Here is a 21,312-nt window from a genome sequence, read left to right as displayed (position 1 = left end):
CGACAATCTGCCACCGTGATGCGGCGCCGCGGCGCCGCGCGTTATTTTCTCATCAGGCCCAGAGATGACCATGCCCGAGACCCATCATTATCAGCAGTTAATCGATCTATTCGCGCAGACGTTCGGCAGCGAATACCACACCCGCCTGGTGGCCGGCGACGGCGAACCTATCTATCTGCCGGCGGATGACGCGCATCCGGATCACCGCATTCTGTTTGCCCACGGCTACTATGCCAGCGCGCTGCACGAGATCTCACACTGGTGCATCGCCGGGGAGGCACGTCGCCGCCTGGAGGACTATGGCTATTGGTACTGCCCGGACGGGCGGGACGCCGACACGCAGTCGCGCTTTGAGGCGGTAGAGATTAAGCCGCAGGCGCTGGACTGGCTGTTCTGCGCCGCCGCCGGCTACCCCTTTAACGTCAGCTGCGATAATCTGGAGGGCAGCTTCGAGCCGGATCGCATCGCGTTTCAGCGCCGGGTGCGAGAGCAGGTGCTGAGCTATCTGGCCGAGGGTATCCCCTCGCGTCCGGCGCAGTTTATCCGTGCGCTTCAGGCGTTTTATCGTACGCCGGCACTGAGTGCCGCTGACTTTCCCTATCCCGACGATTTACAGTGATGCGCGGCGCGGCGCGGCCGATGCCGATGCGCAAGGAATCCCTATGATTGCAGAGTTTGAAGAGCGTATTTTGACGCTGATTGATGAGATGGTTGACAGCGCCAGCGACGATGAGCTATTTGCCGGCGGCTACCTGCGCGGCCACCTGACCCTGGCGGTGGCGGAGATCGCCTCACAGCCGCAGGCCGCGCCCGCGGCGCTGGATGCTGCGGTGCGCGCCAGCCTGGTGCGCGCCATTCACGCCGGCGAGCTCTCTCCGCCCGATCAGGCGCTGGTACACAACCTATGGCAGGATCTCTACCGCCGGGCTCAGCATGAAGCCTGAGGCCGGGAATCCTTCGCGCGCTCAGGGGCGGGCAGGATACATCGCGCCGTAGTGAACAGACGGGGCGCCGCTTCAGCGGCGCCACCGCCGCCACCGCCGGATAACGCAGGAAGGGCGGGGGGGGGTCTCCCGCTACGCCATCCCTTTTCCCTTAAGCCATTTACGCAGCCAGAAACGGTTGGGGCTGAGTGCGTCCAGCAGATCCTGCTCCAGCGGTAGCGCCTCGTCGTGGATTTGCCCGGCCAGCAGCTCGGCGCACAGCGGCGCGCTGCACAGACCCCGAGAGCCGAGGGCGGCCAGGATAAACAGATCCGGATGGTGCGGCGCGGCGGCGTTGGTCTCCGCGGGGACGCGCTGCTGCGGGCGAGGATGCGGATAGCGCGTCTGCAGCGCTGGGGCGTCCGGCAGCGCGCCGAGCAGCGGCAGATGATCGCGTACGGCGCAGCGTATGCCGATCCGCGCCGCCGCGGCGCTGACGTCCACCTGCTGCGGCCACGTCGCCTGCGGCAGCGACGCGATCAGCCGCTGGCGGTTGTCCTGCTGCTCCTGCGGGCTGTACTCCCGATCGGTGCAGTTGCGTCGGTAGCTGGCGCCGAGGCAGTGAGTGCCGTAGTTCGGGCTGCAGGGGGTCAGATAGCCGTCATGGCACAGTACCTGGCGCAGCGGCGCCAGCGCCGGGGCGGTGGGAATATGGCTCACCTGGCCGCGCACCGGATAGAGCGGCAGCGCGTCGCTCTGGCTGAACTCGCCGGCGCGGGCGCCGCCGGCCAGCACGACGCAGCCGTGCAGGCGGGTCGAGCCGTCGGCCAGCCGCAGGCGCCAGCCCTCCGGCGCCGGCTGCAGCTGCCGAACCTCATGGTTAAAGTGCAGGGTGGCCCCCTGACGCTCCGCCAGCGCCAGGGCCTGGCGGGTCAGCTCAGCGGGATCCAGCCAGCCTCCGAGGGGATAGCAGACGCCGCCGACCGGCAGCGGCAGGCCGCAGCGCAGGCCGAGATCGGCGGCATCGCCCCCTTGCGCCAGCCACTCGGGCCAACCGGCGGCCAGCAGCTGCGCTATCTTTTTCTGGCTGGCGTCATCGTAACCCAGCTGGCTGACGCCGCACCATTGGTGGGGAAAGTCGACGCCTTGGGCCGCCAGCGCATCGTAGGTGCGCAGGGCGTAGGGAAAGGCGCGGGCGTAAAAGCGCTCCAGCGCATCGCCGCGGCCGTTAAGCAGGGGATAGAGCGCCCCCTGACGGTTGCCGGAGGCGCCCTGCGCCCCCTGCGGATCGGCGCAGTAGAGGGTGACGCGGCTGCCGCGCCGCTGCAGCGCCAGGGCGCACAGGGCGGCGGCGATGCCGCCGCCGATCAGCGCGACCTCGTCAGGGCGGCGGGCCGCCGGCCGAGCATACCAGGGCGCCCGCAGCGCATCGGGCGGCAGCGCCGTAGGGCGCCGTCCCGCCAGACACTCCCGCTTTTGCCCAAATCCTTTGACTTTACTGACCTCAAATCCGGCCTGGATCAGGCCGCGGCGCACAAATCCGGCGGCGGTAAAGGTGGCGAAGGTAGCGCCGGGCCGGGCTAGACGCAGCATGGCGTCGAAGAGCGCCTGGGTCCACATATCCGGGTTTTTCGCCGGCGCAAAGCCATCCAGAAACCAGGCGTCCACGTGCCCCCTGAGGCCGTCGGGCAGCTGCGGCAGCAGCGCGTTGACGTCGCCGAACCACAGATCCAGCGTGATGTGCGGCGCCGGGTGCAGACGGTGGCAGCCGGGCAGGGCGTCGGGCCATACGGCGTACAGCTGTTCGCTGAGTTCCGCCAGCTCTGGCCAGGCGGCGTGGGCGGCGCGCAGGTCGTCGCGGCACAGCGGGTATTTTTCAAAGCTAATGAAGTGCAGACGCGGCGGTCCCTGGTCGGGATATGCCTGTCGGAAGGCACGATGGGCCTGCCACAGAGTGAGAAAGTTCAGCCCGGTGCCGAAGCCGGTTTCGGCGACGGTAAAGTCAGGGCGCCCGGGCTCACACCAGCGCTGCGGCAGCCCGTTGCCCTGCAGGAAGACGTGGCGGGTTTCCGCCAGCCCGTCCTGATTGGAAAAGTAGACGTCGTCAAACTGCTGCGAAACAGGCGTACCCTGTTGATTCCAGCTCAGCGATGCACCCTGTATCGATGTATGGTTCACGTTTTTTTACCGCTAAATCAGCCAGTGGACGATTTTAACGGTCTGTGCCCGGGGCGGCAAATTTAGCGCTATCTGGTTTTACCAGCGCTGATCGGACTTGCCTCGGCGTACAGGTGTACGCTAAAGTGCGTTGCAAATCCCGAATGACAAAAATTTTTTCAAGAGGTAATAGATGAAACGTGCAGTGATTACTGGCTTGGGTATTGTTTCCAGTATCGGTAACAACCAGCAGGAGGTGCTGGCGTCTCTGAAAGAAGGGCGTTCGGGGATCACCTTTGCGCCTGAGCTGCAGGAGGCCGGCATGCGTAGCCAGGTCTGGGGCAACATCAAGCTGGATACCGCCGGCATGATCGACCGCAAGGTGATGCGTTTTATGAGCGATGCGTCGATCTATGCCTACCTGTCGATGCAGGAAGCGATCAAGGACTCCGGTCTGAGCGAGGATATGGTTTCCAACAACCGTACCGGTCTGATCGTGGGCTCCGGCGGCGGTTCCCCGCGTAACCAGGTTGCCGGCGCTGACGGTATGCGCGCCCGCGGTATCCGCGGCGTGGGGCCGTATATGGTGACCAAGGCCATGGCCTCCGGTGTCTCCGCCTGTCTGGCCACGCCGTTTAAAATTCGCGGGGTTAACTACTCCATCAGCTCCGCCTGCGCCACCTCGGCTCACTGCATCGGCAATGCCGTTGAGATGATCCAGCTGGGCAAGCAGGACGTGGTCTTTGCCGGCGGTGGTGAAGAGATGTGCTGGGAGCTGGCCTGCGAGTTCGACGCGATGGGCGCGCTCTCTACCCATTACAACGATGCGCCGGAAAAAGCGTCCCGGACCTATGACGCCAAGCGCGACGGCTTTGTCATCTCCGGCGGCGGCGGCATCGTGGTCGTGGAAGAGCTGGAGCACGCGCTGGCGCGCGGCGCGCACATTTACGCCGAGATCGTCGGCTACGGTGCTACCTCCGATGGCTATGACATGGTTGCGCCATCGGGCGAAGGCGCGGCGCGCTGCATGCAGATGGCGATGCAGGGGCTGGATAAGCCGGTGGATTACCTGAACGTACACGGCACCTCCACCATGGTGGGCGACGTGAAAGAGCTGGGCGCTATCCGTGAGGTCTTTGGCGACCATACGCCGGCTATCTCTTCTACCAAGGCGATGACCGGTCATGCGCTGGGCGCCGCGGGGGTTCACGAAGCCATTTACACCCTGCTGATGCTGGAGCACGGCTTTATCGCGCCGAGCATCAACATTGAAGAGCTGGATGAGCAGGCCGCCGGGATGGATATCGTTACCGCCACCACCGAGCGCGATCTGGATGTGGTGATGTCCAACAGCTTCGGCTTTGGCGGCACCAATGCGACGCTGGTGATGCGCAAGCATAAGTAAGCGTATCGGCCAATCCTACCCGCGATGGCGGGTAGCGTAATGATGTCTCCCCCTTGTCGGCCGCGTTGTCGGCAAGGGGGTTTTCTTTTCAACTCCTCTGCTTCTGCTTCTGCTTCTGCTTCTGCTTCTGCGTTTGTCTCTCTTTTTATGGCTAGCCACACGGTGAGGGATTGATCCCGAGGGGAAAATACGGTTTAGCTGTTTATGTCATTTTGTGCGCCAAACCGCGTTTTTTATGCCTGGTATCCGGCGTCGGGATAGGTACACTCATAACCACGGCGCGATGACGCCGGCGTCATCACCCAAAGGAAAAACTATGGGACAGCTCAACCATTACGCTATTGCCTATCAACAAATCCGGGCGCTGATCCGTTATCCGGAGTCGCTGTATCAGTTTTTGGCCCGCCAGTGCACCCACCACGATCGGGCGCTGGATCTGGGCTGTGGCAGCGGTTTCTCGACCGCCCGCCTGCAGACCTATTTCTCTCAGGTTATCGGCTGCGATCGCGATGAGACGCTGGTCGCCCAGGCGCGGGAGAACTACCCCCAGCTCAATTTTAGCGTCGAGTCCGCCGAGCGCTATGTCCCGCCGCAGCCGGTCGATCTGTTGACCTGCGCCACGGCGTTTTACTGGATGGATCGTCCGCTGATGCTCTCGCGGATGCCGCAGCTGCTGCTGCCGGGCGGGGTCTTCTGCGCCTACCGCTACGAGTTTCCGCTGGTGTACGGTCCGCTGCGCGACGTGGTGGAGTATGAGCTGGCGACGCGCTGGGCGCCGTTTCGCGATCGGCGTCTGGTGGACTATGACGATACGCTGGAGCTGATGCAGATCCAGCCGCAGCTACAGCACAGTCAGCGCCATCTGTTTCCCAATATTCTGACCCTGAGCGTGGCGCAGCTGGCGACCTTTTTCCTGTCGACCAGCTATGTCACCCGCTATATGGAGGAGCGGGGCGGGCCGGAGTACGCTAAGCGACTGATGGCGCTGCTGTCGGCGGGGGGAGAGCGCGATGTGCGGGTGAACTTTGACGTGACGGCGTTCGTCTGTCGCCTGCGTCGCTAGTTTGCCGCACCGATGACAAAGACGCCCCGGCGGTGAGGCCGGAGCGTCTGGGCTGTCTTTACGCGGTGGGCTTAGGCTTTCGGCGCCGCTTTTTTGTGATGGGTCTTCTTGGCGGCCTGCGCTTTCTGCGCTACGGCCGCTTTCTTGTGGTGAACCTTCTTGGCGGCCTGCGCCTTCTGCTCGACGGCCGCTTTCTTGTGGTGAACCTTCTTGGCGGCCTGCGCCTTCTGCTCTACGGCCGCTTTCTTGTGGTGAACCTTCTTGGCGGCCTGCGCCTTCTGCTCTACGGCCGCTTTCTTGTGGTGAACCTTCTTGGCGGCCTGCGCCTTCTGCTCGACGGCCGCTTTCTTGTGATGAACCTTCTTGGCGGCCTGTGCCTTCTGCTCTACGGCCGCTTTCTTGTGGTGTGCTTTTTTCGCTGACTGGGCTTTCTGCTCGGTCGTGGCTTTTTTATGGTGCTTTTTGGTGCCGTGATGTTTTACGGCGCCCGCCTCTTTGGCCGCCGGGGCGGCGCTGTGGGCTGCTGGGGCTGCGGCAGGCGCCGCGGTCTGTTCGGCGGCAAATGCGGCGGAAGAGAGACCCATCGCAGCAGCGACAACCAGAGCTAATACTTTATTCATTTTTCCTGTCCTCAAAATTTGCCGTTTGGTAAGCCCCCACTGGAGCCGTTGAGGATATGTTAGGCAGCGGCGCGACGATTGTCCGTGTGTGTTTGGTGTCGGTAAGTAACCGTATGTACAACGGCGGTGAACCGCCTTCTGTCCGCGCTCAGCGCGGCGTTTGCGCCGCCAGCCAGTGGGCCAGCAGCGCCAGAATGTACAGCTTTTCTCCGCCGCTCAGCGCGCGGCCGCGCGGAATATGGTGCCATTTTTCCAGGCAGCTGCGGCAGCAGGTGGCGGTGGCGTGCTGCGCCACAAAGACCGGGTGTCCGCGCATGGGCGTCTGCCTGCCATCGTAGGAGATGCGGGCCGGGGCCAGCCGCGTATCGATAAAGTCCCGGGCATGGTTTAGAACCTGCGGCCATCCCTTCGTTTGCAGGTAGTGCCACTCGGCGTCGCTGAGCTGAAAACGGCGCCGGAAAGGGGAGCGTTGCAATCGCCGCCAAACGGCGCTGGAGAGAGGTAACATGCCGGGCTGAGTCCTGTTGCTGAATGCGGGAGCGGTGCATAACCAAGATAGATGGTCGGTAGGGCGGCAGCGGGGTGTCCCCGTCGTCCTTACCGGGAAAGGTCAATACCATGCCCCTTTTGGCTGCGGATGACAATCCGTGCTATCCCCCGGCGGCTGCCCGGGATGATGATTGTGAAATAGCGCCGGAACGGTAAGATAACCGTGGGTGACAAAGGGAGCGGATCGCGTGCAGCATAGTCGGGCGGCAAAGTTTTTTTTAGCGCTGGTGTGCCTGCTGGTGGCGGTGTGTACCGCCCAGCGGATAGCCGGGCTACAGCCGCTGGGCGCCCCGCCGTCGCTCTCGGCCCAGAGCATGGCTGCGCCCGGAGCGGAGGATAACGACGCCCCGTCCGCGCACTGTGCCCTGCGGGCCAAAATGCTGCTGTCCGCGCCGCCGCTGGAGCACCTGGGGGCTGTTCCGTGGGCTTTCCTGGCGCTGCTGCTTTGCCCGCTATGCCCGCCCGCCCGTTTTTTTACCGCGCCGCCCCCGGCGCTCTCCCCGCCTCAGCGGCGTTTACACTTACGCCTGTGTATCTTCCACGAATAACGCCAGACCGGTTTGTTGGGTCCTGGTCTAGGCTTATTTATGGAGAAAAACGATGGCTTTTATTTTTCGGGCGCTGGCGTTCTGCCTGTGCCTCTGGCTGCCCGGCGTATGGGCGGCCGACAGCGGCTGGCTGAGCGGTGATGGCAACGGCCATGCACAGGTTCGCTTCAGCGCCGCGCGTCAGGCATCGGATCGCGTGGATCTGGTGGTGCAGGTGGCGCTGGCGCCGGGCTGGAAAACCTACTGGCGCTCCCCGGGCGAGGGGGGCGTCGCGCCGGAGATCCGCTGGCGCACTGCGCTGGACGGGGTGGACTGGCGCTGGCCGGTTCCGCAGCGTTTTGACGTTGCCGGCCTCTCGGCGCAGGGCTACCTGCAGAATGTTATCTTCCCTATCCGCTTACGTACGAACGCCCCGCGCTTACAGGGGGTACTGACGCTGCCGGTCTGCAGTACGGTGTGCGTGCTGAGTGATTACGCCTTCGATCTGGATTTGGCGGCCGCGCCGCCGGTGGATTTTCGCCATACGCTGGCGCGGGCAGAGGGCGCGCTACCGCTGACTAGCGGGGTCGTCACTCAGGTGGCGGCGGCCTATGTGCCGGGGGAATTGACCCTGCGCGCCGCGCGACCCGGCGGCTGGCGTTTACCAGCGCTGTTCGTGGATGCGCCGGAGGGGGCCGACTTTGCCGCGCCGCGCCTGTGGCAGGAGGGGGACTGGCTGTATGCCCGGGTTGCGGTGAGCGATGGCTGGCAGGGGAAGGCTCCTGACTTGCGCGGTACGCCGCTGAACCTGCTGCTCAGCGATGATGGCGTTGCGCGTCAGCTGTCGGTGACGCCGATCACTGGCAGCGTGGCTCCGCCCCGCGGGGAGTCCACGCTAACGCTGTTCGGTGCACTGGCGCTGGCGTTGGCCGGGGGGCTCATCCTGAATCTGATGCCCTGCGTACTGCCGGTATTGGCGATGAAACTGGGGAGCGTATTGCATGTCCCGGCCGCCGATGTTCGGGGGCTGCGCCGCCAGTTTCTGCTGTCCGCCGCAGGGATAATCAGCGCTTTTGCGCTATTGGCGGCGTTGATGAGCGGGCTACGCTTGAGCCAGCAGGCCGTCGGCTGGGGAATTCAGTTTCAAAGCCCCTGGTTTCTCGCGCTGATGATGCTGGTCACCCTGCTGTTTGCCGCCAATCTCTTCGGCTTTTTCACCATTACGCTCTCCAGCCCGCTGATGACCCGCCTGGCGGGGCGCTCCGTCGGCCATTTCTGGCAAGGCATACTGGCGACCCTGTTGGCGACGCCGTGCTCTGCGCCGTTTATGGGAACGGCGCTGGCCTTTGCTCTGGCGGCCCCGCTGGCCCAGCTGTGGCTGGTCTTTTTGGCGTTGGGGGTCGGAATGAGCGTGCCCTGGCTGGCCGTCGCCATGTGGCCGGGCGTCGCGCGGCGTCTTCCCCGCCCCGGGCGCTGGATGTTACACCTGCGTCTGTTCCTGGGCCTGCTCATGCTGGCGTCTGCGCTGTGGCTGCTGTCGCTGCTCGCGGTGCACATCGGCTGGCCCCGCGTAACCTGGCTGATGGCGCTGGTGGCGCTTTCATTGCTCGGGCTGGCCCTGTGGCGCTATGGCCGGCGGGGATTTATCGCCGCACTGGCGGCCGGGGCCATGCTGGTCTGGGTTCCCGGCGTGATGTATTGGGGCAGTGCGCTGACGCCGCTGCAGGATAGCGTGGTCTGGCAACCCCTTAGCGAGCCGGCATTGAGGCAGGCGCTGGCGCAGCGTAAGCGGGTCTTTGTCGATGTGACGGCCGATTGGTGTGTGACCTGTAAAGCAAATAAAATCAATGTATTACTGCGAGATGATGTCCAGCGGGCCCTGCGTGCTGACGATGTGGTCGCGCTGCGCGGGGACTGGACATTGCCCTCGGCATCGCTGGAGGCGTTTATGCGCCAGCGCGGCGCCGTGGCCATTCCCTTTAATCAAATCTATGGTCCGGCGCTGCCGCAGGGCATCACGCTTTCCCCTCTACTCGATCGCCAGTCGCTGCTGGATCAGCTGGCGGCGGCCAAGGAGTAACCGATGACAATGATCAAGAGTGTCCGCTATTTTACCGTCGTGGCCGTGCTCCTGCTGGCGACGCTGGCGTCAATACGCGCCCCGTCGGCGTCACAGGGACAGGATCTGCTGTTCCATAACCCGGCAACGCCGCGCCTGGGAGCGGCGGATGCCAAGCTGACGCTGGTGGTGTTTACGGATTACAACTGCCCTTACTGTAAACGCCTAGACCCGTTGCTGGAGCAGATAGTCAGCCGCTACCCCCAGGTGGCGGTGGCGATTAAAATTCTGCCGTTCAAAGGCGAGAGCGCACACCGCGCCGCGCAGCTGGCGTTGACGCTATGGCGCCAACAGCCCGAACGCTTTTTGGCGCTGCACCGAACGCTGATGTCCAAGCGGGGTTACCATTCGGCGGGCTCCCTGCAGGAGGCATTGCAGCGGAGCGGTAACGGGTCGCTACAGCCGGACGGGCCGGGGAGTATTCAGGAGCTGCGCGACACGCTGATGCTGGCGCAGGCATTGGGGGTTGAGGGCACCCCTACGATGATTATCGGGAATCAGCTGATCCCCGGTGCGCTGGAGTATGAGCAGCTGGAGCAGGCGGTTCAGGCCGCGCTGGCACAGCAGCCATGAGCCGCCTGCGTCGTGCGCTACGTCAGGTATTATGGCTGGCGGTACTGCTGGCTGTCTCTGCCGGGGTAATGGATTATCTGCGGCAGCCCCGCCTGCCCCCGAATCTGCCGGAGACCCTCCACACCCTGGAGGGGCGCCCGCTCTCTCTGACGGCGCTGAGCGCGGAGCGGCCGCTATTGATTTACGTCTGGGCCAGTTGGTGCAGCATTTGCCGTGTGACCAGCCCCACGGTCGACGGCCTGGCCTCGCGGGGGGAGAATGTGGTGACGGTGGCGCTGCGCTCCGGCGACGATGCCAGCCTGACGCAGGCGCTGGCTCGGCGTGGCCTGCGCTTCCCGGTGGTGAATGACGCGAAGGGGGCGCTGGCCGCCTCCTGGCAGATAGGCGTTACGCCAACATTTATTATCCTCTACCGGGGGCGCGTCACTGGCGTCACCACGGGCTGGAGCAGTTATCCTGGCCTGTGGCTGCGATTACATTGGCCGCGCTGGTTTGGCTAGACGAGGGCGCCCGCTGCCGGGCGCCTGTTTTTTGCCGCTGTCCCCAAGGTTGCGCTGCGGCTGTGGTTAGGTATCACGTCCATTTGGTGGCAGAATAATTCGTCCTGAACCGATTGCCTATGCCGCAGGGGAGAACAGATGAAAATTGTGGTTGATGAGAATATGCCGTACGCCGAGGCGCTGTTTGGCCGACTGGGTGAGGTCCAGGCCGTGCGGGGCCGCCCGCTGCCCGAGAGCGCGCTGGCCGGGGCCGACGCGCTGATGGTGCGTTCGGTGACCGCGGTCAATCAGGCCCTGCTGGCGGGGCATCGCGTTCGCTTTGTCGGCACCGCCACCGCCGGCACCGATCATGTGGATACGGCCTGGCTGGCGCAGGCCGGTATCGGCTTTTCCGCCGCCCCCGGCTGTAACGCCATTGCCGTGGTGGAGTATGTCTTTTCTGCCCTGATGCTGCTGGCGGAGCGAGACGGCTTTGCGCTGCGCGATAAGACCGTGGGGATCGTCGGGGTCGGCAACGTGGGCAGCCGGCTGCAGCGCCGCCTCGCCGCGCTGGGGATCCGCACCCTGCTGTGCGATCCGCCGCGCGCCGATCGCGGTGACGACGAGGTCTTTCACAGTCTGGCGGATCTGCAGCGCGAGGCGGATATCATTACCTTCCACACGCCGCTGAACAAGGGCGGTCCCTATCGAACGCTGCACCTGGCCGATGCGGACTTTCTGCGCGGGCTGCCGCCGGGGCGGATCCTGATTAACGCTGGGCGCGGCGCCGTCGTCGACAATGCGGCGCTGCTGCAGGCGCTGGAGGCGGGGCAGGATCTGCGAGTGGTGCTGGATGTCTGGGAGCCGGAGCCGATGCTGCCGCTGCCGCTGTTGGCCCGGGTGGATATCGCGACGCCACACATCGCCGGATACAGCCTGGAGGGGAAAGCGCGTGGTACCACCCAGGTGTTTGAGGCTTTTAGCGCCTTCTTGGGGCAGCCGCAGTCGGTGGCGCTGGCCTCTCTGCTGCCGCCGCCGTCGGTCGCCAGCGTGCGCGTTCACGGTCAGCCCGATCAGGCGATGCTCAAACGTCTGATGCATCTGGTGTATGATGTGCGCCGTGATGATGCGCCGCTGCGCCGCGTCGCCGCGCAGGAGGGCGAATTCGATCGCCTGCGTAAACACTATCCGGCGCGCCGCGAGTGGTCATCGCTGCAGGTACTGTGCGACGATAGCGCCAGCGCCTCGCTGCTGGCGGCGCTGGGCTTTGACGCCCGCGTCGCCTGAGCAGACAATTGATGCTTATCGCCAGTGCGCCCGGGCGGCGGACTGGCGATTTTTGATGGGCCATTGACAGGGACGGCGGCGTAATCCGTCGTCCGGGAGAGGATGAGAATGAGCGAAGGCTGGAATATTGCCGTATTGGGGGCAACCGGCGCCGTCGGTGAAGCGTTGCTGGAGCAGATGCAGCAGCGCGATCTTCCGCTGGGGGAGATCTATCTGCTGGCCAGCGAGCGCAGCGCCGGGGAGAGCGTGCGCGTCGGCGGGCGTCAGGTGACGGTGCAGGATGCGGCTACCTTTGACTGGGCCCAGGCCCAGCTGGCGTTTTTTGTCGCCGGACGCGAGGCCTCGCTGCGCTACGCCGAGGACGCCGGCAACGCCGGCTGTCTGGTGATCGACAGCAGCGATGCCTTTGCGCTGGAGGCGGACGTGCCGCTGGTGGTTCCGGGGGTCAATCCCCATGCGCTGGCGGAGTACCGTAACCGCAATATCGTGGCGGTGGCCGACAGCCTGACCAGCCAGCTGCTGACGGCGATCCATCCGCTCAGCGCTGAGATCGGCCTGGCGCGCATTGGCGTAACCTGTCTGCTCTCCGCCTCGGCCTACGGTAAGGCGGCGGTGGATGAGCTGGCCGGACAGAGCGCGCGCCTGCTCAACGGCATGCCGTTCGAGCCGGGCCTGTTCCAGAAGCAGCTGGCGTTTAATCTGCTGCCGCTGCTGGCGGATCCTCAGGGCAGCGTGACCGAAGAGCGCCGTCTGGTGGATCAGGTACGCAAGGTGCTGCAGGAGCCCGGGCTGCCGCTGACGGTCAGCTGTATCCAGTCGCCGGTGTTCTACGGCCATGCCCAGAGCGTACATCTGGAGACCCTGCGCCCGCTCAGCGTCGAGGAGGCGCGGGAGCGGCTGACGCAGTCGGACGATATCCGCCTGAGCGAGGAGGATGACTACCCGACCCAGGTCGGCGACGCCTCGGGCAATCCGCATCTGAGCATCGGCTGCGTACGCAATGACTACGGCATGCCGGAGGCCCTGCAGTTCTGGTCGGTGGCGGACAATGTTCGCTTCGGCGGGGCGCTGATGGCGCTGGAGGTGGCGGAGCGCCTGATGCAGGAGTATCTCTACTGATGTCGCAGCAACCGTTGACCGAGCAGATACCGCGCCCGGAATATACTCTAGCACTGGGGATCGAGTACGACGGCAGCCGCTACGCCGGCTGGCAGCGCCAGCGGGAAGTCGATAGCGTCCAGGCGCGCCTGGAGGCGGCGCTGTCGCGCGTCGCCAGCGAGCCGGTGACGGTGTTCTGCGCCGGGCGTACCGACGCCGGGGTCCACGCCACCGGTCAGGTGGTGCACTTCACCACCCATGCCCTGCGCCAGGAGGGCGCCTGGACCATGGGCGTCAACGCCCATCTGCCCAAGGATGTCGCGGTACGCTGGGTTAAGGATGTCAGCCCCGATTTTCACGCGCGCTTCAGCGCGACGGCGCGCCGCTATCGCTACGTCATCTATAATCATCGCTATCGTCCGGCGGTGCTGCAGAGCGGGGTGACGCACTGCTATCTGCCGCTGGACGCCGAGCGCATGGCGCGCGCCGGGCAGGCGCTGCTGGGGGAGAACGATTTCAGCGCCTTTCGCGCCGCCCAGTGCCAGTCGCGTACCCCGTGGCGCAATGTCTCCCACCTGAGGGTCAACCGCTACGGTCCCTACGTGGTGGTCGATATTAAGGCCAATGCTTTTGTGCATCATATGGTGCGTAATATCGTCGGCAGCCTGCTGGAGGTGGGGTACGGCAACCAGCCGGAAAGCTGGATCGCCGAGTTGCTGGCGGGGCGGGATCGCACCCTGGCGGCGGCGACCGCCAAGGCGGCCGGGCTGTATCTGGTCGCCGTGGACTACCCGGCGCAATTTGCACTACCACAGCCGCCGATGGGGCCGCTGTTTCTACCCGATTGATAACCGGAGCCGTGATGGAATACCTACAGTGGATGGTTGATTTTATTCTGCATATTGATGTGCACCTGGCGCAGCTGGTCGCACAGTATGGCGTGTGGATTTACGGCATACTCTTTTTGATCCTGTTCTGCGAAACCGGCCTGGTCGTGACGCCGTTCCTGCCCGGTGATTCGCTGCTGTTCGTCGCCGGCGCGCTGGCGTCGCTGCCGAGCAACGATCTGAACGTGCACCTGATGGTGCTGCTGATGGTGATCGCCGCCATCGTGGGCGATGCGCTGAACTACACCATCGGCCGCCTGTTCGGCGAGCGGCTGTTCAGTAACCCTCGCTCGCGCGTGTTCCGCCGCAGCTATCTGGATAAAACCCATGCGTTTTATGAGCGCCACGGCGGAAAGACGATTATCCTGGCTCGCTTTGTGCCGATCGTGCGCACCTTCGCGCCGTTCGTCGCCGGAATGGGGCATATGTCCTACCGTCACTTCGCCGCCTATAACGTGATCGGGGCCCTGCTGTGGGTACTGCTGTTTACCTATGCTGGCTACCTGTTCGGCAATGTGCCGGTGGTGCAGGAGAACCTGAAGCTGCTGATCGTGGCGATCATCGTGGTCTCCATCCTGCCCGGGGTGATCGAAATTTGGCGCCATCGGCGTCAGGCGCGGCGGAATAAGGTCACAAAATAACCGCGTTGCGCTCACCTAAAGTGGGTAAAAAATGTAAACTCTGCACGGTTCGACCAGTTTTTTATCCACACGGTCGAACCGTTGTGGTTTAATGAACGGCATTTATGGTCTGTTCCTGCCAGTCAAAAAAAGCGGCCCGTCGCCTGGAGAAAGGGGAGACATGGGCTAAAATCGGGCTCAGCGTTGGCTGGGTCTTTGCATTTGGTTCCTTGGCAGGGGCAGAGGACTGGCATTCCGCCAGGTTCAAACAGAAAGGTCATCGATGAGCTGGATTGAACGCATTCTTAACAAGAGCAATATCTCTCAAACCCGTAAGGCAAGCATCCCGGAGGGCGTCTGGACCAAGTGTGACAGCTGTGGTCAGGTGCTCTACCGCGCCGAGCTGGAGCGTAATCTGGAGGTCTGCCCCAAGTGCGACCACCACATGCGTATGACGGCGCGCATGCGTCTGAATACGCTGCTGGATGACGGCAGCCACGTCGAACTGGGCAGCGAGCTGGAGCCGAAGGATATCCTGAAGTTCAAAGACTCCAAAAAGTATAAGGATCGCCTGGCCGCCGCTCAGAAAGAGACCGACGAAAAAGATGCGCTGGTGGTGATGAAAGGTACCCTGCACGGGATGCCGGTGGTGGCCGCCTCGTTTGAGTTTTCCTTTATGGGCGGCTCCATGGCCTCCGTGGTCGGCTCACGCTTTGTTCGCGCCGTTGAACAGGCGCTGGAGGATAACTGCGCCCTGATCTGCTTCTCCGCCAGCGGCGGCGCCCGGATGCAGGAGGCGCTGATGTCGCTGATGCAGATGGCGAAGACCAGCGCGGCGCTGGCCAAGATGCGTGAGCGCGGTTTGCCCTATATCTCCGTGCTGACCGATCCGACCATGGGCGGCGTCTCCGCCAGTCTGGCCATGCTGGGCGATATCAATATCGCCGAGCCGAAGGCGCTGATCGGCTTCGCCGGCCCGCGCGTCATTGAACAGACGGTGCGGGAGAAGCTGCCGGCGGGCTTCCAGCGCAGTGAGTTTCTGCTGGAGAAAGGGGCTATCGATATGATCGTACGCCGTCCGGCGATGCGCGATAAGCTGGCCTGTCTGGTGGCCAAGATGACTGGCCGTCCGGATCCGCTGGGCGACGGTACCCAACAGGCTGCTGACGCGGAAAGCAGCGCACAGGCGTAATATTTACGTCTGTGTTTCCGGCGCGCCGCACAGGCCGCCGATGCGGCGTATGGCGTATTCCATACGTCGCACCTCTTCGGTAACCGGCGCCCCTCTGGGGCCGGCTATACACGCCACAATCGGTTTTATTACGGGACGTAAAACAGCATGAATACGCTTCCTACGCCATTGGCAACCTCTCCACTCTCCACCTGGCTTGACTACCTTGAGCAGCTGCACAGTAAGACCATCGATCTCGGTCTGGACCGCGTGCGCCGCGTCGCGCAGCGCCTGGGCTTGCTGACGCCGGCCCCGGTGGTGTATACCGTCGCGGGAACGAACGGGAAAGGGACGACCTGCCGCACGCTGGAGGCGATCCTGATGGCGGCGGGCTATCGGGTTGGGGTATACGGTTCGCCGCACCTGCTGCACTATCGTGAGCGGGTGCGCATCCAGCACCGCGAGCTGGACGATGCGGCGCACGCCGCCGCCTTCGCCGCCGTTGAGGCGGGGCGCGACGGCGTATCGCTGACCTATTTCGAATTCGGCACGCTGGCCGCGCTGTACCTGTTTAAGAAGGCGGCGCTGGATGCGGTGATCCTGGAGGTCGGCCTCGGTGGCCGCCTGGATGCGACCAACATCGTGGATCCCAGCGTCGCGGTGGTGACCAGCATCGCGCTGGATCACACCGACTGGCTGGGCGATACCCGCGAGAGCATCGGCCGTGAGAAGGCCGGTATCTTCCGCGGCGCGGCGCCGGCGGTGGTCGGCGAACCCGATATGCCGGATTCGATTGGCGCGGCCGCGCAGGCGTGTGGCGCTCATCTGCTGCGACGCGGCGCGGACTGGGATTTCAGCGTGGAGGCTCAGGGGTGGCGCTGGCACGATGCCACGCGCCATGTTGAGGGGCTGCCGCTGCCTCAGGTGCCGCTGGCCAACGCGGCGACGGCGCTGGCGGCGCTCAGTTATGGGCCGCTGCCGGTCGATGATGCAGCGATCCGCCAGGGGCTGCGCGATGCGGTGCTGCCGGGGCGCTTTCAGCAGCTGTCGGAGGCGCCGCGCCTGATCCTGGACGTCGCGCACAATCCTCACGCGGCGGCCTATCTGGCCCAGCGGCTGCGCGCGCTGCCGCAGCGCGGCCGCCTGCGTATGGTGATCGGCATGCTCTCGGACAAGGATATCGCCGGTACGCTGGCCTGCCTGACGCCGCTGGTTGACCAGTGGTACTGTGCGCCGCTGGAGGGACCGCGCGGTGCGGCGGTCTCGGCGTTAACGGCGCATCTGCCCGCCGCCGCCCAGGCGTTCGACGGGGTTGAACAGGCCTGGCGTCAGGCGATGGCCGATGCGGCCGCCGACGACACGGTGGTGGTCTGCGGTTCCTTCCATACGGTTGCTCACGTGATGGCAGCCCTCGCGTCAGGAGAGACGGGTGGCAAGTAAGTTTCAGAACCGATTGGTCGGTACGGTGATCCTGGTGGCGCTGGGGGTGATCATTCTGCCCGGTCTGCTGGATGGCCAGAAAAAGCATTATCAGGATGAGTTTGCCGCGATCCCGCTGGTGCCGCGTCCGGGAGAGGACGATCCGACGGATGCCATTCCGCCGGTAACGCAGCCGCTGGGGGAAACGCCGCTGCCTAGCGCCAGCGCGACCGGTGCTGCGACGCCCCCTGCGCCCGCGCCTGCGGTGGCCCCGACGCCTACCCGCGGCGAGGGCGAGCTGGTAGAGCTGAAGCCGGTCGAGAGCCGGGCGCCGGAGCCCGCGCCGCAGCGTACGGCCCCGCCGCCGATCAGCGCACCGGCGCCGCAGGAGAGCAGGCCGAAGGCCAGCGAGCCGCCGACGCGGGTCGCGGAGAGCCGTCCCAAGGCCGCCGAGCCGGCGAAGAGCGTGACGCCGGCGCCAGAAAGCCGTCCGACGCCGCCGCCCGCGCCCGTCGCCAAGAGCGACGCCAGCGAGAAAGCGCCGGTCGGTCAGGCCTATGTGGTGCAGCTCGGTGCGCTGCGTAACGCGGGCAAGGTGAATGAGATCATCGCCAAGCTGCGTCTGTCCGGCTATCGAGTCTATAGCGTACCGGCGACGCCGGTGCAGGGCGAGATCAACCGGCTGTTCGTGGGCCCGGAGGCGTCGCGCGCCAAGCTGCAGTCGGCGCTGCCGGAGCTGAACAGCCTGAGCGGGCTGAATGGGCAGATCCGTAATTACAGCGTGCGCTAAGCCGCGCTTAACGGCGTTCGACGGCGCTGTTCGCGGCGGCGGACAGCGCCATTTTTTTGGTGAAAACGGGCGCAGGACGCGGCAGATTTATTTATGCCGTGCGGCGGAAATCTGCTACGCAAACGTTTTCTTTTTCTGTTAGAATGCGCCGCGGGCGACATTTGCGGCAGTTCATGCGTTGGAATTGTCATGGTTTGGATTGATTGGGTCATTATTGGCATCGTCGGATTTTCTGCACTGGTCAGCTTAATCCGGGGCTTTGTGCGCGAGGCGCTGTCGCTGGTTACCTGGGGAGCGGCGTTCTTTGTCGCCAGCCATTTTTACCCCTATCTGGCCGCCTTCTTTACCCGCTTTGAGGATCCGCTGGTGCGTAACGGCATTGCGATAGCGGTGCTGTTCGTCGCGACCCTGATCGTCGGCGCCATCGTCAACTATGTGATCGGCTCCCTGGTGGAGCGTACCGGGCTGGGCGGAACGGATCGGGTGCTGGGCATCTGCTTTGGCGCCATACGCGGTATCCTGATCGTCGCCGCGCTGCTGTTCTTTATGGACACCTTCACGGCGATGGCGCAAAGCGAGGAGTGGAAGCAGTCCCGGCTGATCCCGCAGTTTAGCCCTATCATCAGGTGGTCATTTGACTATCTGCAAAGCACGTCGAGTTTCTTGCCGGAGCACATGCCGTCGCTGCCGCTCCGGTAACGCTGATGAGGAAATGACAACATGTGCGGTATTGTCGGTATCGCCGGTTTTACACCGGTCAACCAGTCTATCTATGATGCTCTGACGGTGCTGCAGCACCGCGGCCAGGACGCCGCCGGCATCGTCACCATCGATGATAACCATGCCTTCCGCCTGCGCAAGGCCAATGGACTGGTCAGTGATGTGTTTGAGGCGCGCCATATGCAGCGCCTGCAGGGAAATATGGGGATAGGGCATGTGCGCTATCCCACCGCCGGAAGCTCCAGCGCATCGGAGGCTCAGCCGTTCTATGTTAACTCCCCCTTTGGCATCACTCTGGCGCACAACGGCAATCTGACCAACGCCCATCAGCTGAAGCAGCAGCTGTTTGAGCATGCCCGCCGCCATGTCAATACTACCTCAGACTCCGAGATCCTGCTGAACATCTTCGCCTACGAGCTGGATCGCTACGATCACTATCCGCTGAGCGAAGAGAACATCTTCGCCGCCGTCGCGGCGACCCATCGCCAAATCCGCGGGGCCTATGCCTGCGTGGCGATGATCATCGGCCATGGCATGGTGGCGTTCCGCGACCCGAACGGTATCCGGCCGCTGGTGATCGGCAAGCGAACCCTGGAGGATGGCCGTACCGAATACATGGTCGCCTCGGAGAGCGTGGCGCTGGATACGCTGGGGTTTGACTTTATCCGCGACGTGGCGCCGGGCGAGGCGATCTACGTTAATCTGCAGGGGCAGCTGTTTACCCGCCAGTGTGCCCAGGAGCCGAAGAGCCATCCCTGCCTGTTCGAGTATGTCTATTTTGCCCGCCCGGACTCGTTTATCGACAAGATCTCCGTGTATAGCGCCCGGGTGCGGATGGGGCAGAAGCTAGGCGAGAAGATCGCCCGCGAGTGGGAGGATCTGGATATCGACGTGGTGATTCCGATCCCGGAGACCTCCTGCGATATCGCGCTGCAGATCGCCCGCATTCTGGATAAGCCCTATCGCCAGGGGTTCGTCAAAAACCGCTATGTGGGACGCACCTTTATCATGCCGGGGCAGCAGCTGCGCCGCCAGTCGGTGCGCCGTAAGCTGAACGCTAACCGCGCCGAGTTCCGCGATAAGAACGTGCTGCTGGTGGATGACTCCATCGTGCGCGGCACCACCTCGGAGCAGATCATCGAGATGGCGCGTGAGGCGGGCGCCCGCCGGGTTTACCTGGCCTCCGCCGCGCCGGAGATCCGTTTTCCCAACGTCTATGGCATCGACATGCCGAGCGCGACCGAGCTTATCGCCCACGGGCGCGAAGTCGAGGAGATCCGCCAGCTGATCGGTGCCGATGGGCTGATTTTTCAGGATCTGACGGATCTGATTGAGGCGGTGCGTGAGGATAATCCGGATATCGAGCAGTTCGAGTGCTCGGTGTTTAACGGGGTGTACATCACGCACGACGTGGATCAGGCCTACCTGGACTACCTGCAGTCGCTGCGCGGGGATGATACCAAGGCGCTGAACCATCAGCAGCAGGCGGAAGATCTCGCGCTGTATAACGAGGGGTAGGGGCGCGCCCCGCGCTCTGCCGACGGGTCGCGTATGCGGCCCGTTTTTACTTGCGCACCCGCCCGCCTTGCGGCAAAGTCTGCTGCAGCAGAGCGTTGAATAAGGATAAGTGACGGGCGATGAAACGACTGATTATCGGTATCTCCGGCGCCAGCGGCGCGATCTACGGGGTCCGCCTGCTGCAGGCGCTACGGGCGCTGCCGGCGGTAGAGACCCACCTGGTGATGAGTCAGGCGGCGCGCCAGACCCTGGCTCTGGAGACGGATCTTTCGCTCAGGGAGGTGCAGGCGCTGGCGGATGTGGTACACGATGCGCGGGATATCGCCGCCTCGCTCTCCTCTGGCTCGTTTAAAACCGCCGGGATGGTGATTTTGCCCTGCTCGATCAAAACGCTCTCGGCGATTGTGCACGGCTACAGCGATACCCTGCTGGTGCGCGCCGCCGACGTGGTGCTGAAGGAGCGGCGTCCGCTGGTGCTGTGCGTGCGGGAGACGCCGCTGCATCTGGGACACCTGCGCACGATGACCGCCGCCGCCGAGATGGGGGCGATCATCATGCCGCCGATGCCGGCGTTCTATCACCGTCCGCAGCGGATTGAAGATCTTATCGACCAGACGGTCAACCGAGTGCTGGATCAGCTGGACATCAGCCTGCCGCAGGATCTGTTCCCTCGCTGGCAGGGGCCCGCGGCAGGCTAGGGCTCTCCCGCCATAGAGAGCTGGCTGCCGGTGATGGCGCCCGCCGCCGGTGAGGCCAGCCACAGCGCCAGCCCGGCGATCGCCTGCGCCGCGCTCTGTGCGTCCCGTCCCGGCGCCGGAAGCGGATCGGGCACCAGGTGGTTGACCGTAATGCCCTGCGGCGCCAGATCCTGCGCCATGCTGCGCGTCAGCGCGGTCAGCGCCGCGCGGCTCATGGCACAGAGCGCGCCGCCGTGGCCAGACGGCTGATGCGCGCCGCTGATATGGATGATTCTCCCCCCCGCCGGCATGCGCCGGGCGGCCAGCTGGCTGGTCAGGAACACCGCCTGCACATTGATCGCCATGGCCTGCTCAAACTCGCGTAGCTCAATTTCATCAAACGGTTTGCTGATGGTGACGGCGGCCTGGTTGACCAGGATATCGATCTGTCCCCACAGCTCCAGCGTGCGGGTGACGGCGCGGGCGCAGGTTTCCGGGTGGCGTGAGTCGGTGCGCAGGGCGATGGCCTCGCCGCCCCGCTGCCGGATCTGGGCGGTCAGCTGCCGCGCCTCGCCTTCCGAATGGTGGTAGGTCAGCGCCACGCGGGCGCCGCTGTCGGCCAGGGCGGTGACGATGGCGGCACCGGTGCCGTGCGCGCCGCCGGTGACCAGCGCCACTTTATCGCGCAAGAGGGTTGGGCTCATAGATGC

22 protein-coding genes are annotated in these 21,312 nt (G+C 64.3%); 18 read left to right on the top strand and 4 right to left on the bottom strand.

Features of this window, described 5'->3' with window-relative positions; genetic code table 11:
- Positions 1-70 precede the first annotated feature (70 nt).
- Both ETEE_RS01945 and ETEE_RS01940 read left to right on the top strand, forming a co-directional pair.
- The gene (locus ETEE_RS01945) at positions 71-619 is read left to right on the top strand and encodes an elongation factor P hydroxylase (protein ID WP_095666537.1); all 549 of its coding nucleotides are present in this window, start codon (positions 71-73) and stop codon (positions 617-619) included.
- A gap of 43 nt (positions 620-662) precedes the next feature.
- Entirely contained in the window at positions 663-944 is a 282-nt protein-coding gene (locus ETEE_RS01940) for a YfcL family protein (RefSeq protein WP_034162662.1), read from the top strand.
- 132 nt (positions 945-1,076) lie between these two features.
- Here the strand turns inward: ETEE_RS01940 and mnmC are convergent, their stop codons facing one another.
- Positions 1,077-3,101 (bottom strand): bifunctional tRNA (5-methylaminomethyl-2-thiouridine)(34)-methyltransferase MnmC2/FAD-dependent 5-carboxymethylaminomethyl-2-thiouridine(34) oxidoreductase MnmC1, encoded by a 2,025-nt coding sequence (gene mnmC / locus ETEE_RS01935; RefSeq protein ID WP_034162661.1) that lies wholly within the window; start codon positions 3,099-3,101, stop codon positions 1,077-1,079.
- A 172-nt stretch (positions 3,102-3,273) separates the two neighbouring features.
- On the opposite strand from mnmC, the gene fabB reads away from it, so the two are divergent.
- Positions 3,274-4,485, top strand: a complete 1,212-nt coding sequence (gene fabB / locus ETEE_RS01930) for a beta-ketoacyl-ACP synthase I (RefSeq protein WP_034162660.1) — start codon at positions 3,274-3,276, stop codon at positions 4,483-4,485.
- A gap of 316 nt (positions 4,486-4,801) precedes the next feature.
- Positions 4,802-5,548, top strand: a complete 747-nt coding sequence (locus ETEE_RS01925; protein WP_034162659.1) for a class I SAM-dependent methyltransferase — start codon at positions 4,802-4,804, stop codon at positions 5,546-5,548.
- 71 nt (positions 5,549-5,619) lie between these two features.
- Here ETEE_RS01925 and asr read toward each other — a convergent pair whose 3' ends face one another.
- Together asr and ETEE_RS01915 are read right to left on the bottom strand one after the other, a co-directional pair.
- On the bottom strand, positions 5,620-6,168 hold the full coding sequence (gene asr / locus ETEE_RS01920; RefSeq protein ID WP_038631172.1) for an acid resistance repetitive basic protein Asr: 549 nt from the start codon (positions 6,166-6,168) through the stop codon (positions 5,620-5,622).
- Positions 6,169-6,316: 148 nt separating this feature from the next.
- Positions 6,317-6,676 carry a DUF4186 domain-containing protein gene (locus tag ETEE_RS01915; RefSeq protein ID WP_034162658.1) on the bottom strand — a complete coding sequence of 120 codons (360 nt, stop codon included), beginning with the start codon at positions 6,674-6,676 and terminating at the stop codon, positions 6,317-6,319.
- 208 nt (positions 6,677-6,884) lie between these two features.
- On the opposite strand from ETEE_RS01915, the gene ETEE_RS01910 reads away from it, so the two are divergent.
- The 14 genes from ETEE_RS01910 (at position 6,885) to ETEE_RS01845 (ending at position 20,623) form a co-directional block, all read left to right on the top strand.
- On the top strand, positions 6,885-7,265 hold the full coding sequence (locus ETEE_RS01910; protein WP_227625197.1) for a suppressor protein: 381 nt from the start codon (positions 6,885-6,887) through the stop codon (positions 7,263-7,265).
- Positions 7,266-7,317: 52 nt separating this feature from the next.
- On the top strand, positions 7,318-9,324 hold the full coding sequence (locus ETEE_RS01905; RefSeq protein WP_034162656.1) for a protein-disulfide reductase DsbD family protein: 2,007 nt from the start codon (positions 7,318-7,320) through the stop codon (positions 9,322-9,324).
- Positions 9,325-9,327: 3 nt separating this feature from the next.
- The gene (locus tag ETEE_RS01900; protein ID WP_225865101.1) at positions 9,328-9,936 is read left to right on the top strand and encodes a DsbA family protein; all 609 of its coding nucleotides are present in this window, start codon (positions 9,328-9,330) and stop codon (positions 9,934-9,936) included.
- Positions 9,933-10,436, top strand: coding sequence for a protein disulfide oxidoreductase (locus tag ETEE_RS01895; RefSeq protein WP_034162655.1), 504 nt, complete (start codon positions 9,933-9,935; stop codon positions 10,434-10,436). Before ETEE_RS01900 ends, ETEE_RS01895 begins: the two co-directional genes overlap by 4 nt.
- A 138-nt stretch (positions 10,437-10,574) precedes the next feature.
- Positions 10,575-11,702 (top strand): 4-phosphoerythronate dehydrogenase PdxB, encoded by a 1,128-nt coding sequence (gene pdxB / locus ETEE_RS01890; RefSeq protein ID WP_034162654.1) that lies wholly within the window; start codon positions 10,575-10,577, stop codon positions 11,700-11,702.
- Positions 11,703-11,810: 108 nt separating this feature from the next.
- A complete protein-coding gene (locus tag ETEE_RS01885; RefSeq protein WP_034162653.1) occupies positions 11,811-12,821 on the top strand; it encodes an aspartate-semialdehyde dehydrogenase in 1,011 nt (336 codons plus the stop codon).
- Positions 12,821-13,648, top strand: a complete 828-nt coding sequence (gene truA / locus ETEE_RS01880; RefSeq protein ID WP_034162652.1) for a tRNA pseudouridine(38-40) synthase TruA — start codon at positions 12,821-12,823, stop codon at positions 13,646-13,648. The genes ETEE_RS01885 and truA overlap by 1 nt, the downstream gene beginning before the upstream one ends.
- Before the next feature lie 14 nt (positions 13,649-13,662).
- Positions 13,663-14,328: a DedA family protein gene (locus ETEE_RS01875; protein WP_034162651.1), complete on the top strand. Its 666-nt coding sequence runs from the start codon at positions 13,663-13,665 to the stop codon at positions 14,326-14,328.
- Between the two features lie 262 nt (positions 14,329-14,590).
- Entirely contained in the window at positions 14,591-15,499 is a 909-nt protein-coding gene (gene accD / locus ETEE_RS01870) for an acetyl-CoA carboxylase, carboxyltransferase subunit beta (protein WP_034162650.1), read from the top strand.
- A 147-nt stretch (positions 15,500-15,646) separates the two neighbouring features.
- Positions 15,647-16,918 (top strand): bifunctional tetrahydrofolate synthase/dihydrofolate synthase, encoded by a 1,272-nt coding sequence (folC, locus tag ETEE_RS01865; protein ID WP_034162649.1) that lies wholly within the window; start codon positions 15,647-15,649, stop codon positions 16,916-16,918.
- On the top strand, positions 16,908-17,687 hold the full coding sequence (gene dedD, locus ETEE_RS01860; protein WP_034162648.1) for a cell division protein DedD: 780 nt from the start codon (positions 16,908-16,910) through the stop codon (positions 17,685-17,687). Before folC ends, dedD begins: the two co-directional genes overlap by 11 nt.
- Positions 17,688-17,876: 189 nt before the next feature.
- Complete coding sequence (gene cvpA / locus ETEE_RS01855; RefSeq protein WP_034162647.1) at positions 17,877-18,386, top strand: colicin V production protein; 510 nt, start codon at positions 17,877-17,879, stop codon at positions 18,384-18,386.
- Positions 18,387-18,407: 21 nt separating this feature from the next.
- Positions 18,408-19,925 (top strand): amidophosphoribosyltransferase, encoded by a 1,518-nt coding sequence (purF, locus tag ETEE_RS01850; RefSeq protein WP_034162646.1) that lies wholly within the window; start codon positions 18,408-18,410, stop codon positions 19,923-19,925.
- Between the two features lie 119 nt (positions 19,926-20,044).
- Positions 20,045-20,623 (top strand): UbiX family flavin prenyltransferase, encoded by a 579-nt coding sequence (locus ETEE_RS01845; protein WP_034162645.1) that lies wholly within the window; start codon positions 20,045-20,047, stop codon positions 20,621-20,623.
- On the opposite strand, the gene ETEE_RS01840 is transcribed toward ETEE_RS01845, so the two are convergent.
- Entirely contained in the window at positions 20,620-21,306 is a 687-nt protein-coding gene (locus tag ETEE_RS01840; protein WP_034162644.1) for an SDR family NAD(P)-dependent oxidoreductase, read from the bottom strand. The two genes, ETEE_RS01845 and ETEE_RS01840, sit on opposite strands and share 4 nt — an antisense overlap.
- Positions 21,307-21,312: the final 6 nt, after the last annotated feature.

Origin of the sequence: Edwardsiella anguillarum ET080813 (assembly GCF_000264765.2) — a bacterium.
GTDB classification, from domain to species: Bacteria; Pseudomonadota; Gammaproteobacteria; order Enterobacterales; family Enterobacteriaceae; genus Edwardsiella; species Edwardsiella anguillarum.
The sequence above is the reverse complement of the archived record's forward strand: the minus strand, read 5'-3'. Positions and strand labels throughout refer to the sequence as shown.

What these genes read in the sequence shown, in the direction of transcription:
- ETEE_RS01945 (WP_095666537.1), top strand. Translation starts at nt 71, where the DNA reads ATGCCCGAGACCCATCATTATCAGCAGTTAATCGATCTATTCGCGCAG.
- ETEE_RS01940 (WP_034162662.1), top strand. Translation starts at nt 663, where the DNA reads ATGATTGCAGAGTTTGAAGAGCGTATTTTGACGCTGATTGATGAGATG.
- fabB (WP_034162660.1), top strand. Translation starts at nt 3,274, where the DNA reads ATGAAACGTGCAGTGATTACTGGCTTGGGTATTGTTTCCAGTATCGGT.
- ETEE_RS01925 (WP_034162659.1), top strand. Translation starts at nt 4,802, where the DNA reads ATGGGACAGCTCAACCATTACGCTATTGCCTATCAACAAATCCGGGCG.
- asr (WP_038631172.1), bottom strand. Translation starts at nt 6,168, where the DNA reads ATGAATAAAGTATTAGCTCTGGTTGTCGCTGCTGCGATGGGTCTCTCT.
- ETEE_RS01915 (WP_034162658.1), bottom strand. Translation starts at nt 6,676, where the DNA reads ATGTTACCTCTCTCCAGCGCCGTTTGGCGGCGATTGCAACGCTCCCCT.
- ETEE_RS01905 (WP_034162656.1), top strand. Translation starts at nt 7,318, where the DNA reads ATGGCTTTTATTTTTCGGGCGCTGGCGTTCTGCCTGTGCCTCTGGCTG.
- ETEE_RS01900 (WP_225865101.1), top strand. Translation starts at nt 9,328, where the DNA reads ATGACAATGATCAAGAGTGTCCGCTATTTTACCGTCGTGGCCGTGCTC.
- ETEE_RS01895 (WP_034162655.1), top strand. Translation starts at nt 9,933, where the DNA reads ATGAGCCGCCTGCGTCGTGCGCTACGTCAGGTATTATGGCTGGCGGTA.
- pdxB (WP_034162654.1), top strand. Translation starts at nt 10,575, where the DNA reads ATGAAAATTGTGGTTGATGAGAATATGCCGTACGCCGAGGCGCTGTTT.
- ETEE_RS01885 (WP_034162653.1), top strand. Translation starts at nt 11,811, where the DNA reads ATGAGCGAAGGCTGGAATATTGCCGTATTGGGGGCAACCGGCGCCGTC.
- truA (WP_034162652.1), top strand. Translation starts at nt 12,821, where the DNA reads ATGTCGCAGCAACCGTTGACCGAGCAGATACCGCGCCCGGAATATACT.
- ETEE_RS01875 (WP_034162651.1), top strand. Translation starts at nt 13,663, where the DNA reads ATGGAATACCTACAGTGGATGGTTGATTTTATTCTGCATATTGATGTG.
- accD (WP_034162650.1), top strand. Translation starts at nt 14,591, where the DNA reads ATGAGCTGGATTGAACGCATTCTTAACAAGAGCAATATCTCTCAAACC.
- folC (WP_034162649.1), top strand. Translation starts at nt 15,647, where the DNA reads ATGAATACGCTTCCTACGCCATTGGCAACCTCTCCACTCTCCACCTGG.
- cvpA (WP_034162647.1), top strand. Translation starts at nt 17,877, where the DNA reads ATGGTTTGGATTGATTGGGTCATTATTGGCATCGTCGGATTTTCTGCA.
- purF (WP_034162646.1), top strand. Translation starts at nt 18,408, where the DNA reads ATGTGCGGTATTGTCGGTATCGCCGGTTTTACACCGGTCAACCAGTCT.
- ETEE_RS01845 (WP_034162645.1), top strand. Translation starts at nt 20,045, where the DNA reads ATGAAACGACTGATTATCGGTATCTCCGGCGCCAGCGGCGCGATCTAC.
- ETEE_RS01840 (WP_034162644.1), bottom strand. Translation starts at nt 21,306, where the DNA reads ATGAGCCCAACCCTCTTGCGCGATAAAGTGGCGCTGGTCACCGGCGGC.